Source organism: Pseudomonas sp. No.117, from assembly GCF_054558395.1.
This window is the reverse complement of record NZ_BAAJNP010000002.1, coordinates 581,260-596,594: the sequence shown is the minus strand read 5'-3', so window position 1 is coordinate 596,594 and position 15,335 is coordinate 581,260. Positions and strand designations below refer to the sequence as shown.

The window sequence follows — 15,335 nt, the reverse complement described above, 5'->3', positions numbered from 1 at the left end:
GGCGCCGGTCAGTCGTCGCGGGTGTCGTCCGCGGCGGCGCGTGGTAGATAGAGCGAGATGCAGGTACCGACGCCCGTCTCGGTGTCGACCCGGATCTGGCCACCGGATTGGTGCACGAAGCCGTGCACCATGGACAGTCCCAGGCCGGTGCCCTGGCCCGGTGGCTTGGTGGTGAAGAAGGGATCGAAGATCCGCTCCCTGATGTCCGCGGGGATGCCGGTCCCGGTATCGCTCACCTGAACCCTGATGTAGTCGCCGGTAGGCAGGCCCTCCGGCCGGTCGGCGGCCGTCTGCGGCAGATTGGCGGTGGACAGCAGCAGCTGGCCGCCCTGGGGCATGGCATCGCGGGCGTTGATCGCCAGGTTGAGCAGGGCGCTTTCCAGTTGCACCGCATCGATCACCGAGGGCCAGAGCGCCGCCGCCGGTCGCGCCTGGACCTCGATCGCCGGTCCGACGCTGCGCCGGATCAGCTCTTCCATGGCCAGCATCAGTTCGTTCACGTCGGTGGGCTTGGGTTCCAGGGTCTGGCGGCGGGAAAAGGCCAGCAGGCGCTGGGTCAGGGAGGCGGCGCGCGCCGCGTAGGCCTGAGCGCCGCCGAGTAGCCGGTCGAGCTGATCGGTGCGTTGCTGTTGCAGGCGGCGCTCGATCAGTTCCAGGCTGCCGATGATACCGGCCAGCAGGTTGTTGAAGTCGTGGGCGATGCCGCCGGTCAGCTGGCCGATGGCTTCCATCTTCTGCGCCTGGTGCAGCGCCTGCTGCGCCTGGGTCAGTTCGGCGGTGCGCTCGGCGACGCGCTGTTCGAGCGTCTCGTTGGCGGTACGCACGGCCTGGAACAGCTGGGCCTGCTCGATGGCGAGCGCGGCGCGAGCGGCCAGGGCGGCCATCAGGCGTTCGTGGCGGGCATTGAATCGGCCCGGCTCGGGATGGCCGAAGAAGAGCCCGCCCAGTACGGCGCCGCTGCGGGCGACCACGGACACGGCCAGGTAGCTGCGCACGGGCAGGTGTCCCGCGGTGAGCCCTTGGTGCTGGGAAGAACAGCCATAACGAGGGTCGGCGGCCACATCGTCGGTGCGCAGTACGTTCGCGCTGTTCAGGGTCGGCGCGAACAGGGCGCTGGCGCTCGGCCCGTCGAGGTGTTCGAGGGCTGCGCGATCGGCGCCGGACAGGGTCAGGAGTTGCAGCGTGCCGCCGTGCTCGGCGCGGCGCTGGTCGAAGTAGGCGCCGAAGCGGGCACCGGTCAGCTCGACCCCGGCATCGGTCACGGTTTGCACCAGGTGCACCAGATCCAGCTGGCTGGCCAGCTCCGTATCGATGCGTTTGAGCGCTTCCAGGGTGCGGGTTTCTTCGCGCAGCTCGGCTTCGGCCTGCTTGCGGTCGCTGATGTCGACGATGAATTCGAAGGTGCTGCCGTCGGGCAGGCGCTTGGCTGCCACCAGGGCCCAGCCGACCGAGCCATCGCGGCGCCGGTAGCGGCGTTCGTCGGGCGGCAGCTGGTCGTCGGCGCAACGCAGGGCCGGTGCCGGCCAGGCGATGCGGTCCTGCTCCAGGTCCTGGTGGTCGTGCCCGCTCATGCGCAGGAAGGCGTCGTTGGCATCGATCAGGCGACCCTCGGGGTCGAAGCAGAGGGCGCCCACTGTTTCGATCTCGAGGGCGGTGCGGAAGCGTCTTTCGCTGGCTTCGAGGGCGGCGCGGGCCAGGTGGGCCTCGGTGACGTCCTGGCCCTGGCAGAAGATGCCGATCACCTGGCCTTCTTCGTCGGTCAGGGGTTCGTAGATGAAATCCAGGTAGAGGGTGCGTGCCGGCTCGCCTTCGACCTCAAGGCGAAATGGCTGGTGCTCGGCGACGAAGCGTCGACCGCTCTGGTAGACCTGATCGAGCCACTCCAAGTAACCCTGGCCCTCCAGTTCGGGAAAGACCGCGCGGACCGCATGCCCCTCGAAGTCGCGCTCCCCGAACAACCGGCGATAGGCGACGTTGACGAAGTCGAAGACGTGCTCCGGGCCACGCACGATGGCGACGAAACCCGGCGCCTGCTCGAACATCCGCCGCTGGCGGGCGGCGTCGGCGGCGCGGCGGCGTTCGTCGAGGATGCGCTGGGTGGTTTCGTGACCCTGGTTGAAGATGCCGGCGATCTCGCCGCCTTCACCGCGGATCGCCGTGAAGCTGTAGTTCCAGTAGGTCTCGCGGACCACGCCCTGGCGGACCATGGGCAGTAGCTGGTCGAAGGCGGAGAATCCCTGGCCGCTGCTCATGACCGCGGCGAATTGCGGCCCGACCACCGGCCAGATATCCTGCCAGACCTCCTGGGCGGGCCGGCCGAGCGCCCAGGGATGGCGCTCGGCGGGTATCGGCGCCCAGGCGTCGTTGTACAGCAGCAGGAGTTCCGGCCCCCAGTAGATGGCGGTGGGAAAGCTCGAATTCAAGCAGATGCTGAGGGCGGATTTCAGCGATTGCGGCCAGTGCGCGGGGTCCCCGAGCGCTGATCCCGACCAATCGTGGACGCGCAGGCGCGCGCCCATCTCGCCACCCCCGGCGAGAAAGTCCAGTTCGTTCCAGTCGGCAAGCTCCGCTGCCATCACCCGCCTCTCCAGCCACCTCTGCCGTTTCAGGCGTTCAGACCACAATCGAAGCAGAACTGCAGGACCGCCGCGATATATTTCGTTTCGCTGACCGCTTATAGCCGTGGGGCGTAGCGTTCGATGGCTTCCGGCAGCGCCCAGCCGGCGGCGAAGGCCAGGACCAGCACCACCAGCGGCAGCAGTACCCACCAGGTCCGGGTCGGGATCGGCTCCAGGCGATTGCCGCCGGTCTTCTGCAGCAGCGCCAGGCTCAGGCCGCAGAAGCCGCCGGCGAGCAGGGCGCCGGCGAGGACGTCGGTGGGCCAGTGCACGCCCAGGTAGACGCGGCTGAGGGCAATGAGCACCGCCGGCAGGGTGGCGATCACCAGCCAGGCGAGCCGCCCACGCGGGCCGTGGCGACGCCCCGCGAGGATGCCCAGGGTCAGGAAGAAGGCGAAGGAGGCCGAGCTGTGGCCGCTGGGCAGGCTGTAGGTGGTCAGCGGCTCGGCGAGCACGTCCGGGCGCGCGCGGGCCAGGAGATTCTTCAACTGGCCGTTGGCGAGGGCGGTGCCCAGGGTGGTCCCCAGGGCGAACAGCAGCGGACGCCATTGGCGGAAGGCGGCGAGGACCAGGATCAGTACCGCCGCCACGATCAACTGGGTCCGAAAATCGCCCATGCGGGTGACGATCACGGCGATCAGGTTGAGCCAGGCCTCACGATGCTCCTGGACCAGCGCCATCAGGCCTTCGTCGAAGGCGCGCAGGTGATGCCAGCCGAACAGCAGGGCCAGCAGGCCGGCCAGGCAGAGGGCACCGCTGAGCAGGGTGGTGCCGGCCCGTTCGCGCCAGGCACCGTGGGCGATCACCGCCACCAGCACCGCGGCCCCGCCGAGGACGATACCCGCCTGCTGCCAGAAGCCTTCCGGCAGCGGCAGGCGGAAGGCGGCGCCGGTCACCCAGCCCGGGCCGAGGTAGGCGATGGACCAGCCGGCGGCCGCCACCAGGCTGACGCTGACGAATTTCACCAGGGGCATGTCGAGCATGCCGGCGATCAAGGGCAGCAGTGGGCGCAGCGGGCCGATGAAGCGACCCACCAGCAGGCTGGCCACCCCGTATCTGTGGATGAAGCCCTCGGCCGAGCCGATCCATTCCGGATGGGTACGCAGGCCGGGCAGGCGCCGGATGCCCTCGTGGAAGCGGCGGCCGATGAAGTAGGACACCGCATCGCCCAGGATGCCGCCGAGGAAGCCCAGCAGCAGGGTGTCGAAGAGGTCGAGGGCGCCGTTGCCGGCGGCGATGGCCACGGCGAAGAGCACCACCGTCCCGGGCACCACCAGGCCGGCCAGGGCCAGGCATTCGAGAAAGGAAATGATGAAGATGGCCGTGCCCAACCACTGGTGGTGCTGGTTGATCCACTGGGTCAGGCCGTCGAGCAGTTCCGTCATCTAGAGGCTTCCTGGGGTCCGGGGTTGCGTCCTCAGACCCATGGGAAAAGCCTTGGTTGCCTCAAGGACGCGGATCGAGACGTAACGCCTCGGGGCTGGGCGATTGTAAGTCGCGCTCGGGAATTTCCCAGACCAATAACTGTGGCGGGGTTTGTCGGAAGGCCTGGCTCTGGAAGTAGTCGCGCGCGGCGCCGGCGAAGTGTCCACCGTCCTTGGCGAAGCGGCCGACGCTGGCCCCCAGCGCCTGTTCGAGGAAGGGCAGGAAATTGGAGTTGCGTGAGAAGGAGGTGCCGATCACCGCGAGGTTGGGCAGGTCGCCGTCGCCGAACAGGTCATCGCTGGCAGTGGCCGCCGCGCGGCTGTCGACCTGGGTGAGCCTAAGCACCTCGGGCGCGGGTTGCAGCCGCGGCGGCAGCCAATCCAGTCCGGCCAGGCGCACCAGGTCTCCCGGACGCGGTGCCGGCGGCAGGAGGGTACGGGTGAATTCGCGGGCGGGGGTGGCCTGGAAGGGCAGGGCCTTGACCTCCGCGGCCAGGGCCGCCGCGGCCGCCGCGGCGCCGGCTTCGTTCCAGTGGGTATCGGTACGCAGGAAGGCGGCGCTACCCAGGGGCGTGAGCGGGGCGGTGAGGTCCACTACCGGGACCTGGGCGGCGGCGAGTAGCCGGGTCCAGTCGGCGATGCGGCTGGCGAAGGCGGCGGGACGGCGCAGGCCGCACAGCTGGTCGGCGGCGATGCGACTCTTGTCCGGCACCACGGCCACCAGCAGGCGGATGTGCCGGGCGGCCAGCGCGCGCTGCAGCGCCATCACCGTCTGGGCCCGGGCCTGGGCATTGGCGGCCGCCTGGCGATGTACCTCGAGTTCCTCGGCCAGGAACAGCCAGCCGGGACAGCCCTGGCGTACGCGCGGTCCGGTGTCGCCGAGCAGCAACCAGCTGGCACCTCGCTCCAGGCGTGCCGCGGCCTCGGGTAGGGGCGCCTTGGCCAGTTCCTTGGCGATGTGGTGGGTGAGCTCGCCTTCGAGCAGGGCGTGGCGGTTCAGCCGCTCCGGCCATAGCGAGAGGCGGTCGCTCAGCAGGGCCCAGCCGCAGGAGCCCAGGCCGACGGCCAGGAACAGGGCGAAGACCAGGCCGGCCAGGGGCGCCAGGCGCACCTGGGTGGCGCTGGGTGGCTGGGGGGCGGGCGAGGGCGGCAGGGCGGGTGCGCTCATGACGGCGGCCTCAGAACTGGAAATAGAGGAAGGGCACGGCTTCGCGGCTGGCGATCAGCGCGAAGCAGAGCAGGAAGCCGGCCACCGGCCACAGGGTCCCCAGGCCGCGCAGCAGGGCGCTGCCGGGCAGGCGTGCCTCGACGCCTGGCTGCCACAGCGGGGCCAGGACGCAGGCCACGCCGAGCAGGGCGGCCAGGCCATGGGCGGGTCTCAGGGTGACGGCCAGGGCATCGCCGAGGGCGAAGCCGTGCAGGCCGAACTGGCCGGCGTACAGCGACAACGCCGTGGCGAAATCCGGCGCGCGGAACAGCGTCCAGGCCAGGGCCACGAACAGCAGGGTCAGGCCGTGGGCCAGGGGCCGCGGCAGCGGGCGGCCGCCCAGTTCGTCCCAGAGCCGGTCCAGGCACAGCGCCAGGCCATGCAGCATGCCCCAGAGCAGGTAGTTCCAGCTGTCGCCGCCGTGCCAGAGACCGGCGATGGCCATGGTCAGGAAGAGGTTGCGGTAGGTGCGCCAGCGGCCGCCGCGGTTGCCGCCCAGGGCGATGTAGAGGTAGTCGCGCAGCCAGCTGGACAGCGACAGGTGCCAGCGCCGCCAGAAGTCCTGGATGCTGCGGGCGAGATAGGGTCGATTGAAGTTTTCCGGGAAGTGGAAGCCCAGCATCAGGCCCAGGCCGATGGCCATGGCGCTGTAGCCGGCGAAGTCGAAGAACAGCTGCAGCGAATAGGCCAGGCAGCCGATCCAGGCATCGACGAAGGAGGGCTGCTCCAGGTGGAAGGCCACGTCCACCAGAGGGGACAGGGTATCGGCCACCAGTACCTTCATGCACAGGCCGATCATGAAGCGACGGGCGCCGAGGGCGAAGTTCTCGCGGTTGAACCAGCGCTGGTTGAGTTCGCGGCGCACCCAGTCGTAGCGGATGATCGGCCCGGCGATGGAGTGGCCGAACATGGAGATGTAGGTGGCGTAGTTGACGAAGCTGCGCTCCACCGGCACCACGTGGCGATGGACGTCCACCAAGTAGGAGATGGCCTGCAGCACGATAAAGGACAGCCCGGCCGGCAGGGCCACCTTCTGCCAGTCCAGCGGCAGGGCGCCGGCGGTCACCAGCACCTGGCTCCAGGTGGCGGCGACGATGTTGGCGTACTTGTACCAGCAGAGCACCGCCAGGTTGAGCACGATCAGCCCGGCGAGCAGGCGCAGACGGGTCTTCGAGCCTTCCGCCGCGCGGTCCACCAGCAGGCCGCCGACCCAGGCCAGCAAGGCCAGGGCCATGTGCAGCAGCAGGAACAGCGGACTCAGCCAGCCATAGAACAGCCAGCTGCCCACCAGCAATACCCCATTGCGCCCGCCGGGCCGCGCCAGGGCGTAGACCAGCAGGAACAGTGGCAGGAAGAGGGTGAGAAATTCCAGCGAGGCGAAGACCATCGAGAAGCGATCCTTAGTGGGCGACGCTGTCCTGGGTGGCGAGCAGGCGCGGACCGCTGGCACCTGGCAACAGCAGGACGCTGTAGCGCTCGCCGGCCTTGAGTTCACCCAGGTCCAGCGGCTCGCCTGCGGCCTTGCCGGCGCAGGTCAGCTGCACCTTGAGCGCCACGGCGTTCAGGCTGCGGCGCTGCAGGGTGCCGTCGGCGACGTCCTTGAAGATCTCGGCATTGCGGCCGGCGGCCTGCAGACCCGCGGCCGCGCACTGCGGATCCAGGCTGTAGAAGGCCAGCGAGGCCTTGAGCGCGTTGAAATCATCCGGCTGCTCGCGCACCACACGCTGCACCATCGGCGTCCCGGGCAGGACTACCAGGGTGGCGAATTCCCCGGCGGCCACGGTCAGCTCCAGCGGAGCCTTGGCCGTGCCCTGGACCAGTTCGCCCTGGATCGCCTTGGTCGCCGGCACGGTCAGGTAGCTGGAGACCGGCTGGGCGGCCTCCAGCTGCAGCCGCGCGGCGGAGCCGGAGGCCTGGAGCGCCAGGGGCTGGCTGCCGGCGTTGACGAAGCGGAGGAAGGCCGAATCCTCGCTGGGGCCGGTGGGGTAGAGCGGGATCTCGGCGGCCTGGGCCAGGACCGCGGCGCCCAGGCCCGCCAGCAGCAACAGGGCATTCATCACTTGGCTCCCAGCTTGTCGGCGGGCAGCTTGGCCAGGGCGCCGGCGATGGCGGTGCCCCAGGCCTTGTAGCCGGCCACGGTGAAGTGCTGGCCGTCGGTGGTGATCCATTCGCCGGGCTTGGAGAAGGTCAGGGAGTCGACATAGCTACAGGGAGCCACGTTGCTGGCGAGAAACTTGGACATCAGCTCGGTGCGCTGATCGTTCTTGCCGTACTGGCCGCCCGCCTTGCCCCAGGCCGGCCCCACCCAGACGCATTGGGTGCCGGTAGCGGCGATTTCCTTGGTCAGGGCGGTGACGCTCTGCCAGGCCCAGGCCTTGGGGAAGGACGGCTTGTCGTAGGAGGCCATGGTATCGCCGATCACCAGGACCACCAGGTTGGGTTTGTCGGCGGCGATCAGTTCCTTGATCGGCGTGGTGGTGGCGTCGCGACCCTTGATCACCAGCTTGTCGTTGTTGCGCTGTTCGGCGCCGCAGTCGACCTTCTTGGTGGTCAGCCAGTCGGCGGCGCTGGCGCCGCAGGCGCCGATGGAGTGCACCTTGGCACCCTGCTGCACCAGGGCGGCGTTGAGGGGCTCGACCAGGTGGTCGGCCAGGCTCATGTGGCTTTCGCCGAGAACGAGAAGGGACAGGCCGGCAAGGGCGGAAGCGGGCATGGAGATGACCTCGGATCAGTTGGAATAAGGCGAGCGATAGGGACTGACCGGCAGTGCCAGCGGTCGGTCCTGGGGTTCGAAGTAATAGCGCAGGTAGAGATTGCCGTTCATCTGGCGGTAGTCGCGGGCATTGTCCAGGCCCAGTTCGCCACCCAGGTGGAAGCCCTGGCCCAGGCGGTATTCACCGGCGGCGGCCAGGCTGTAGCCGAGGCCGGTCTTGCTCTGGCCGGCGTAGCGCGCCGCGCTGCCTTGTGCCTGGCTGGCGGCGGCCTGGGCGGCGGCGTCGGTCGGATAGTAGTCGGCCGCGTCCTGCTGGAAGTGCTGCACCCCGAGGGTGCCGCGCAACTGGTAGGTCCAGCGGTCGCCGCGCTGGGCCCAGGTCAGGGGCACGCCCAGGGCGAAGAAGCGCTGCGGGCTGAAGTAGCCGCCATGGCCATAGGTGAAGAAGTTCTGGTTATTGGCGTAGCCCAGGGCGGTGAACGACAGACCCAGGGTCAGCTGGGCATCGCTGGCATTGACCAGGTAGCGATAGGTGCCGCCGCCGAACTCGGCGCGGTCGTTGTCCTCGACGTGGTTGCCCAGCAGGCGGAACCAGGAGGCGTAGGCATAGGCGCCCACATTGCCGTCGTCATAGCTGAGTTGGCCGCGTACGCCGTTGGCGGTGACGCCGCCCCATTCCTGGCCCGTGCGGGCGTCGCGGGTGCCGGCGAAGGACGTCAGGCTGTCGATCACCGCGCGCCGCGAGGCGGACAGGTTGTAGCGGGCATGCTCGCTGTCGCCCAGCGGCTGCTCCAGGCTGACCCCACCCACCGCGGTTGCTTCGCGGAAGCCCAGCGGCGTGGTGCCGAGGTCCGCCTTGAGCCCGACGCTGGGCTTGCTGTAGGCCACCGCGAGGCCGGTACCGCTGGCCTTCTGGCTACCGGGGTCGCCGCCTGCGGCGCTGGCGACCGGGCCGCCGCCGAAGCGATCGGCGGCGCTGCCGCCGACGCTACCAGCAGCGAGACTCACGGGCGTCACGCGCACGGCCAGGCGGTCGTCGCCGACCGGTACCGCGATCTCCAGGGGCGCCTCGACGGTGGTGAGCTTGCCCAGTCCGGCTTCGCTGTTGTTGCTGCGTACCGTGAGCCCCTGCGTGATGGTCGCGCTGCGACTCTGCTGGATGGCGGCCAGGGCGCGCTCGGCGTCGCTGAGGCCGGCGTCGGACGCTGGCGCCGGCGGGGTCGGGGCGCTGGCGAACGGATTGTCCGGCAGGGCGCGCGCCGCCGGGGCCGAAGAGGGCAGGGGTGCCGCCAGGGCTGCCGGGAGACCGGCGTGATCGCTGGCAAGCGGGACCGGCAGGGCGGCGTCGAGGGGGCTGGACCCGCTCGCGGTACCCGCCACCGGTGGCGGCAGGGGCGCATCGGCGCTGGCCTGGGCGCCGTGGGCACGCCCCTGGGGCGCGAAGGGATTGGCCGGGGTGGCGCTGGCAGCCAGGGCGCGGTCACGCCGCTCGGCAGCGACGACCTTGGCCAGTAGCTCGGCCGCGGTTCCCTCCCGGCCCAGACGACGGTAGAGGTTGGCGGCTCGGGTCAGTACCTGGGGATCCTCCGGTGCGAGACTCACCGCCCGGGCGGTGGCGCGCTCGGCGAAGGCGCGCTCCTGGGCCGCCACCGCGGCCTCGGCGGCGCCCAGTTGCAAGTTGACGTCATCGGGCCAGCGACCGACCAGGGGGCGATAGAGTTCGAGGGCCTTGCCGGCCTCGCCATGGGCGAGGTACAGCCGCGCCAGGGCGGCCTTGACCTGCGGATCATTGGGGCGCTGGGCGAGAGCCGGCGCGAGCACGTCGTAGGCCGCCTCGAACTGACCCCGCTCGCGCAGGGCATCGGCCTGGCGGATGCGGTAGCGCCGGGAGAGGTCGTCGTAGCGCTCGCGCTGCTGGCGGTCCAGCCGGGCCTTGCCGAGTTCTTCCAGCAGGGCGTAGGCCTCGCGGTCATCGCCGTGCTGCAGCAGCACGCCGCCGTACTGCAGGCGCAGGTCGAACGCGTCCGCTGGTGCAGCGGCCATCAGCGGCCGTAGCAGTTCCAGGGCCTGGGCACTGTCGTCCAACTCGGCGTAACCCCCGGCCAAGGCACGCAGCAGGGCGGGTTGGCCATCGGCCTGGGCCTCCAGGGCCTGTAGCCGGGCGCGGGCGGTAGCCCGCTGGCCGCGCTTGGCCAGTGCCAGGGCTTCGGCCAGCTGGTCGTTCACCGCCAGGCGGTGGGCCAGGGCCTGCATCTCGGGGCTCTGGCCCTCGCCGGGTATCCGCGCCAGCAAGGCCTGGGCCTGGCGGTCGTCGCCTTGCTCACTGGCGTACAGGGCGCCGACGAAGAGGGCATCGGCTTGCGCCGGATGGCGTTGCAGCAGGTCGTCCAGCCGGTTCTGACCCTGTCGGGCCTGACCCTGGGCCGCGTCGAGGCGTGCCAGTTCCAGGGTGATCCAGGGATCGTCCGGCGTCTCGCGCAGGGCGTCCTGCAGCGCTGCCCGCGCGCCGGCCAGATCGCCACGGGCGCGCAGGATGCCCGCCCGCTCGCGTGCCACGCCGGCGCGTACCTGGGCCAGGCCCGGCAGCTTCGCCTGATCGCCGGTCGGCAGGCCGTCGGCCAGGCGCAGGGCCTCGTCGGCGCGACCGCTCTGGCCGAGCAGCTCGATCAGGCCGCGGCGCGCGCCGAGATCCTTGGGGTTGCGCGCGAGCAGTTGGCGATACCCGGCCTCGGCCGCTGCGGGATTGCCGCTGCGCGCCTGGAGATCGGCCAAGGCCAGCTGCCCGGCTGGGGCCTTGGGATCCCGCCGCAGAGCCTGGTCGAGCAGCCGCCGCGCGCTGGTCAGGTCGCCCTCGGTCTGGGCCCTGCGGGCCTGGGCCAGCAGGCTTTCGTACTGGACACTCTCCAGCGCCTGCTGCCAGGCGCGGCCCTTGGGCTGGGCCACCGCCTGTTTCAGCAACCGTTCGGCATCGTCCAGGCGTTGCTGCTGCTGGCGCAGCACGCCCAGGCCGCCTAGGGCATCGGGGTCCTTGGGCGCCTGCTTGAGCCGGGTCTGGAAGGCCTGCTCGGCGGCGCCTTGGTCGCCCTTGCGTAGGGCCGCGAGGCCACGCTCCACCAGGGGGTCCGCCTGCCAGGCGGCAGCGCCCTTGCCGCCCTGGGCCCGTCCCTTGGCCAGCAGCGCCCGGATCTGCTCGTCGCCGGGGTGGGTCTTGAGAAAGGCTTCGAACAACTCGACCTTGGCCGGGGTGTCCGGTGCGCCCAGCCAGGTCAGGGCCAGGCGCCAGCTCTCGTCGGCGTCGCCGGCGATGTCCTGGCGCTGGGTGAGGGCGGCGAGGCGGCGAATGCCCTCGGGGCGACTGTCCTCGCGACGGACCAGCTGCTTGGCGTAGAACAGCGCCAGGATGGCGTCGTTCGGGTATTCCCGCAGCAGGCGCTGGAAGCCGGCCTGGGCCTCCGGCCAGCCGCCGTCGACGAAGGCCAGGGTGTTGTAGTACTCGCGGGCCAGCAGCCCCTGGGGTGGCTGGTCGGCGAACAGTTGGCGATAGAGGGTCACCGCCTTGGGCCGGTCGCCGCCGTCGGCCTGGCGCCGGGCTTCCTCGCGCAGCTCGGGATAGGTACCGCTGGCGACGCGGATGTCCTGCGCGAGCAGCGGCGCCTGCAGCGGGCGCGGACTGAGCGCCTGCAACTGCGCCAGGTAGCGCTGCGCCTCCGCGGGCCGCTTGGCCGCCAGTTCCAGGCTACCCAGGCCATATAGCGCCTCGGGACTGTGGGCGTCGAGTTCCAGCAGTTTCTGCCAGACCTCGCGGGCGCGCTCGGGCTTGTCGCGCTGCTGCCAGAACTGACCCTGCTCGATGAGCAGCTGGGCCGCGCTGGGATCGGCGGCGAAGGCGGGCGGTTGGGCGAGCGCGGCCAGCAGGCCGAGCGTCAGGGGGAGGTACTTGTGCATGGGCTCTTCCATGAGGGTTGCAAGCGGCCGTCAGCGGCGAAGCGGTAGTGGCCGGCACTCCAGCCCAGACCGAACAATCCGAGCACCTGGTCGTAGTAGCGCGGCGGCTGGTCGGCGCCGAGGCCGGCCTCGGCGCGGCGCTGCTGGGCATCGGCCAGCCAGGTATGGCCCTGCTGGCGCAGGAAGGGTACCAGGGCGGCGGAAAAGCCGACCGGACCGTGGCCCTCGGTCAGGGCGCTGCGCAGCTCGACCCGCTCTGGCGGGGTGCCCAGGGTGGCAGTGGCCTGGGTCATGCCGTCGAGGGCTGCCAGCAGCGGTTTGGCGAGGGCGTCGCCCGGATCGGTGAGTCCCGCCCAGAGGTAGACGCGGATGGCGTCGTAGCTGCCCTGAGGCGGTCCCAGCGGATCGTTCACCACCAGCCCGTGTTGCGGTGCCGTGGCGCGATAGCCGAGCCAGTCGGCGGCCAGGTGTTGGTCGCTGGCGCCTTGCAGCAGGGCTGGCAATTGCCTGGCCATGGCGGTCCAGGGGCCCTTGGGTTCCTCCAGCGCCAGGCGACGCAGCAGAAAAGGGGGCAGGTAGCTGGGGTTCAGCCGCCAGAGGTGCTCGGGCAGGGCGAAGCCCTGGGGGCCAGGCAGCAGCATGGGTCCGAGGCCGGGAAGCTCCACGACCTCGTCGGCGCGAATGCGGGCGAGCAGCGCACGCGCGTCCTCGGCATAGGCTGGGCGCTGCCAGAGGCGCGCCGCCTCCAGCAGGCTGTAGGCGAACCAGAGATCGGCGTCGCTCGCCGCATTGGCATCCTGGATCATCCAGCGGCCGTCGTTGCCCTGGCCCCACAGCCAGGCGGGCAGGTGCTGGCCGAGGTCGCCCTGGGCCAGATTGCTCTTGCTCCACTGCCATAGGCGCTCGAAGGTGTCCGGCTCGTTGGCGACCAGGGCGAAGAACAGCGCGTAGGCCTGACCCTCGGAGGTGCTGTGATTGGCCTTGAGGCTGGATTCCAGCACCCGGCCGTCGGCCTGGACGCTCGTCGCCGCGAAGCGCTGCCATTGCGGCCAGTCCAGGCGTTCGCAGCGCGCAGCCAGGGCGCCCTCGGCGAGCGCGAGGGTCAGCAGGGCGACCTGGGCGAGGCGTCCTAGCATGGCGCGGCCCTACGCCTGCAGCCGCCGCCGCGCGCGGGCACGCAGCGTCAGGTAGGTCAGGGTGGCGAGCAGGCCCACGCCCAGGGCGGTGGCCAGCAGCATCAGCGCGGGGTGGCCGGCGAGTAGCCAGCGCAGGTAGCGGATCGGGCCCAGGTGGCCGACGTGGTAGGACTGCTCGGCCACCAGGGACTCGACCTGCGTGTCCTTGATCAGCGCGAGGCTGCCCTGCAGGTCCTGGGTGTAGGCCGCGCTCTGCGCCAGATCGGCGGTGGCCTTTTCCAGGGGCGCCGCACCGGTGGCGGCGAACAGCACCACGCTGCGCCCGCGCGCCAGGGGCGATTCGAAGCCGGCGACGTAGGTACTGCTGCCGCCGCCGGTAAAGCCCAGGGCGGTGCGCGCCTGGCGTAGATTGTCGCGCGGGTCCGGGCTCAGCCATTGCCGCAGGCGCAGGGTCAGGTCGGAGGTCTCGAAGCGCTGGCTGCTGCCGTCCAGGGCTGCTGGCAGGCTGGTGGCCCACTGCTGCAGCAACGGCGAGCCGCCGGTGGTCAGCACCAGCAGGTCGCGCTGGGCCACGCTGTCCAGCTGGCCGGCACGCACCACGGCCACCCCGGTGGCCGGATAGCCGGTCGCCTCGCCGAAGCGGCCCAGCAGGTTGAGATAGGCGCCCAGCTCGCCGGCCGCGGGTTGTTCGTCGAGCACCACGGCGGTCTCGGACAGATCGGCCAGGCGGGTGAAGGGGAAGCCGCTGTCCTTGAACACCCCCAGGTTGGGCATGGCGATGAAATGATCGTAGCCGCTGAGGTCCAGGGTGGATTCCGGCTCGATGGTGCCCCTCATGTTGTCGATGATGACGTCGCGGCAGTCGCCCTGCTTGATGTAGTCGTACATGAAGCGGAACTGCAGCGACGCCTGGGCCGCCACGCCGTCCAGGGGGACGCGGACCTGGGTCTCGCGGGGCAGGCTGTCATCGTCGCCCTTGAGGGTGGCCAGCAGGCCGCTGTCCAGGTGTTCGCGCGAGGGCAGCGGCAGCGACTTGAGGAAGCGGTCGTTGACGGCCACCAGCAGCGAAGAGTTGGTGGACACCGGCTGCGGGGTGTAGCGGTACTTGAGCGCGAGCAGTGCGCCCTGATCCTGCCAGAGGAAGAGGTCCGGCGGCAGGCGCAGCGGTACCGTCAGGTTGCCCGGGTTGTAGCCTGAGGAGCCCAGGTTCTTCAGCTCGGTCAGCTCGCCCAGCTTTACCGGGCGATCACTGGGCAGCCAGTTCGGTGCATCGTAGGGCTGGCGCGGGACCAGGGTCGCCAGGCGGTCGAGGGTCACCCGCGGACCGGAGAGCGTCTCGCTGCCCAGGGTCAGCCCCTGGGCGGCGCGCTTGAGTTCGGCGCCATCGCGGCCGGCCAAGACCAGCAGCTTGCCGCCCGGATCGCGGGGATTGGTGACGATGGCCAGGGTTGCCCCGGTCGCCGCGGGCAGCTTCAGGCCCAGGCGCTCGGCGCTCGCCGGACCGTCCAGCAGGACCACGGCATTGCCCTTCTCGGGCAGGGCCTCGGTGGATGCGGGAAAGCGCGCGCCCCGGTAACCGGCCAGGGCGCCGAACCAGGCGGCGACGTTGCCGGCGGCTTCCAGGGCGGCGTTGCCGGCGCCGGGAATGACGAAGGGCAGCACCAGCGGGCGGGCATCGCGCCGGTCGAAGAAGGGGCGTGGCAGCGTGGCCAGGTCATCGTCGAGCACGATGCGGGTCACCCGGATCTGCAACTCGCTGCCGTTGCCGATCTTGGCCCAGAGACTCGAGTGCAGGGGGTCTTCGCACTGCATGGTGTAGTGGCCGACCAGTTGCAGGGTCAGGCGGTTGAAGTCGGTGATCAGGCGCGGCGGCAGGTCGAGGGTGGCCTGCTGCGGCTTGCCGGCGCCGTCCTTGGGCACCGGCAGGCTGGCGGCCACTTCGTCGTTGACCAGCACGTTGATCTGCGACAGGTCCGGCAAGAGTGCCGGCGAATAGCTGTAGTCCAGGGTCAGGCGGGCAGCGGTCACCACTTCGTCGCTGCGGATGCCGAAGCTGACGCTGTCGCTGCCTTCTACGCCTCTCAGGTTCATGGGGTAGCGGGCGCCCAGCTGCTTGAGCGTGTAGCTGTAGGCCTCGCCCGCCGTGGTGGCCGGCGCCACGCTCGGCGAGGCCGGGAGGGGGGCGGGCGCCGCTCGACTCGCCAGCGGGGCGCCGACGGCCAGGGCCAGGGCCAGCAGCGAGGCCGTCCAGGCGTGACGAGGGTAAGAGGCGAGGGAATGGCGCACGCTCAG

General features: G+C 70.7%; 9 protein-coding genes. All 9 read right to left on the bottom strand.

Features of this window, described 5'->3' with window-relative positions:
• Window positions 1–8: 8 nt before the first annotated feature.
• The 9 genes from ACYJP6_RS06160 to bcsB all read right to left on the bottom strand — a co-directional run bounded on the left by ACYJP6_RS06160 (window position 9) and on the right by bcsB (window position 15,329).
• On the bottom strand, window positions 9–2,576 hold the full coding sequence (locus tag ACYJP6_RS06160; RefSeq protein ID WP_459474166.1) for an ATP-binding protein: 2,568 nt from the start codon (window positions 2,574–2,576) through the stop codon (window positions 9–11).
• A gap of 98 nt (window positions 2,577–2,674) precedes the next feature.
• On the bottom strand, window positions 2,675–4,003 hold the full coding sequence (locus tag ACYJP6_RS06155) for a bifunctional DedA family/phosphatase PAP2 family protein (protein ID WP_459474165.1): 1,329 nt from the start codon (window positions 4,001–4,003) through the stop codon (window positions 2,675–2,677).
• 61 nt (window positions 4,004–4,064) lie between these two features.
• A complete protein-coding gene (locus ACYJP6_RS06150) occupies window positions 4,065–5,210 on the bottom strand; it encodes an alginate O-acetyltransferase AlgX-related protein (protein ID WP_459474164.1) in 1,146 nt (381 codons plus the stop codon).
• Window positions 5,211–5,220: 10 nt separating this feature from the next.
• Window positions 5,221–6,636 (bottom strand): MBOAT family O-acyltransferase, encoded by a 1,416-nt coding sequence (locus tag ACYJP6_RS06145; protein ID WP_459474163.1) that lies wholly within the window; start codon window positions 6,634–6,636, stop codon window positions 5,221–5,223.
• A gap of 13 nt (window positions 6,637–6,649) precedes the next feature.
• Complete coding sequence (locus tag ACYJP6_RS06140; RefSeq protein ID WP_459474162.1) at window positions 6,650–7,306, bottom strand: alginate O-acetyltransferase AlgF; 657 nt, start codon at window positions 7,304–7,306, stop codon at window positions 6,650–6,652.
• On the bottom strand, window positions 7,306–7,962 hold the full coding sequence (locus ACYJP6_RS06135) for an SGNH/GDSL hydrolase family protein (protein WP_459474161.1): 657 nt from the start codon (window positions 7,960–7,962) through the stop codon (window positions 7,306–7,308). Before ACYJP6_RS06135 ends, ACYJP6_RS06140 begins: the two co-directional genes overlap by 1 nt.
• 15 nt (window positions 7,963–7,977) lie before the next feature.
• Complete coding sequence (locus tag ACYJP6_RS06130; RefSeq protein WP_459474160.1) at window positions 7,978–11,907, bottom strand: cellulose biosynthesis protein BcsC; 3,930 nt, start codon at window positions 11,905–11,907, stop codon at window positions 7,978–7,980.
• Window positions 11,886–13,043, bottom strand: a complete 1,158-nt coding sequence (bcsZ, locus tag ACYJP6_RS06125; protein WP_459474159.1) for a cellulose synthase complex periplasmic endoglucanase BcsZ — start codon at window positions 13,041–13,043, stop codon at window positions 11,886–11,888. The genes ACYJP6_RS06130 and bcsZ overlap by 22 nt, the downstream gene beginning before the upstream one ends.
• 9 nt (window positions 13,044–13,052) lie before the next feature.
• On the bottom strand, window positions 13,053–15,329 hold the full coding sequence (gene bcsB / locus ACYJP6_RS06120) for a cellulose biosynthesis cyclic di-GMP-binding regulatory protein BcsB (RefSeq protein WP_459474158.1): 2,277 nt from the start codon (window positions 15,327–15,329) through the stop codon (window positions 13,053–13,055).
• Window positions 15,330–15,335 lie beyond the last annotated feature (6 nt).

Bases quoted from the DNA above. Each gene is read 5' to 3' on its own strand.
- bcsZ (WP_459474159.1), bottom strand. From the start codon at position 13,043: ATGCTAGGACGCCTCGCCCAGGTCGCCCTGCTGACCCTCGCGCTCGCC.
- ACYJP6_RS06140 (WP_459474162.1), bottom strand. From the start codon at position 7,306: ATGAATGCCCTGTTGCTGCTGGCGGGCCTGGGCGCCGCGGTCCTGGCC.
- ACYJP6_RS06155 (WP_459474165.1), bottom strand. From the start codon at position 4,003: ATGACGGAACTGCTCGACGGCCTGACCCAGTGGATCAACCAGCACCAC.
- ACYJP6_RS06145 (WP_459474163.1), bottom strand. From the start codon at position 6,636: ATGGTCTTCGCCTCGCTGGAATTTCTCACCCTCTTCCTGCCACTGTTC.
- ACYJP6_RS06130 (WP_459474160.1), bottom strand. From the start codon at position 11,907: ATGCACAAGTACCTCCCCCTGACGCTCGGCCTGCTGGCCGCGCTCGCC.
- ACYJP6_RS06135 (WP_459474161.1), bottom strand. From the start codon at position 7,962: ATGCCCGCTTCCGCCCTTGCCGGCCTGTCCCTTCTCGTTCTCGGCGAA.
- ACYJP6_RS06160 (WP_459474166.1), bottom strand. From the start codon at position 2,576: ATGGCAGCGGAGCTTGCCGACTGGAACGAACTGGACTTTCTCGCCGGG.
- ACYJP6_RS06150 (WP_459474164.1), bottom strand. From the start codon at position 5,210: ATGAGCGCACCCGCCCTGCCGCCCTCGCCCGCCCCCCAGCCACCCAGC.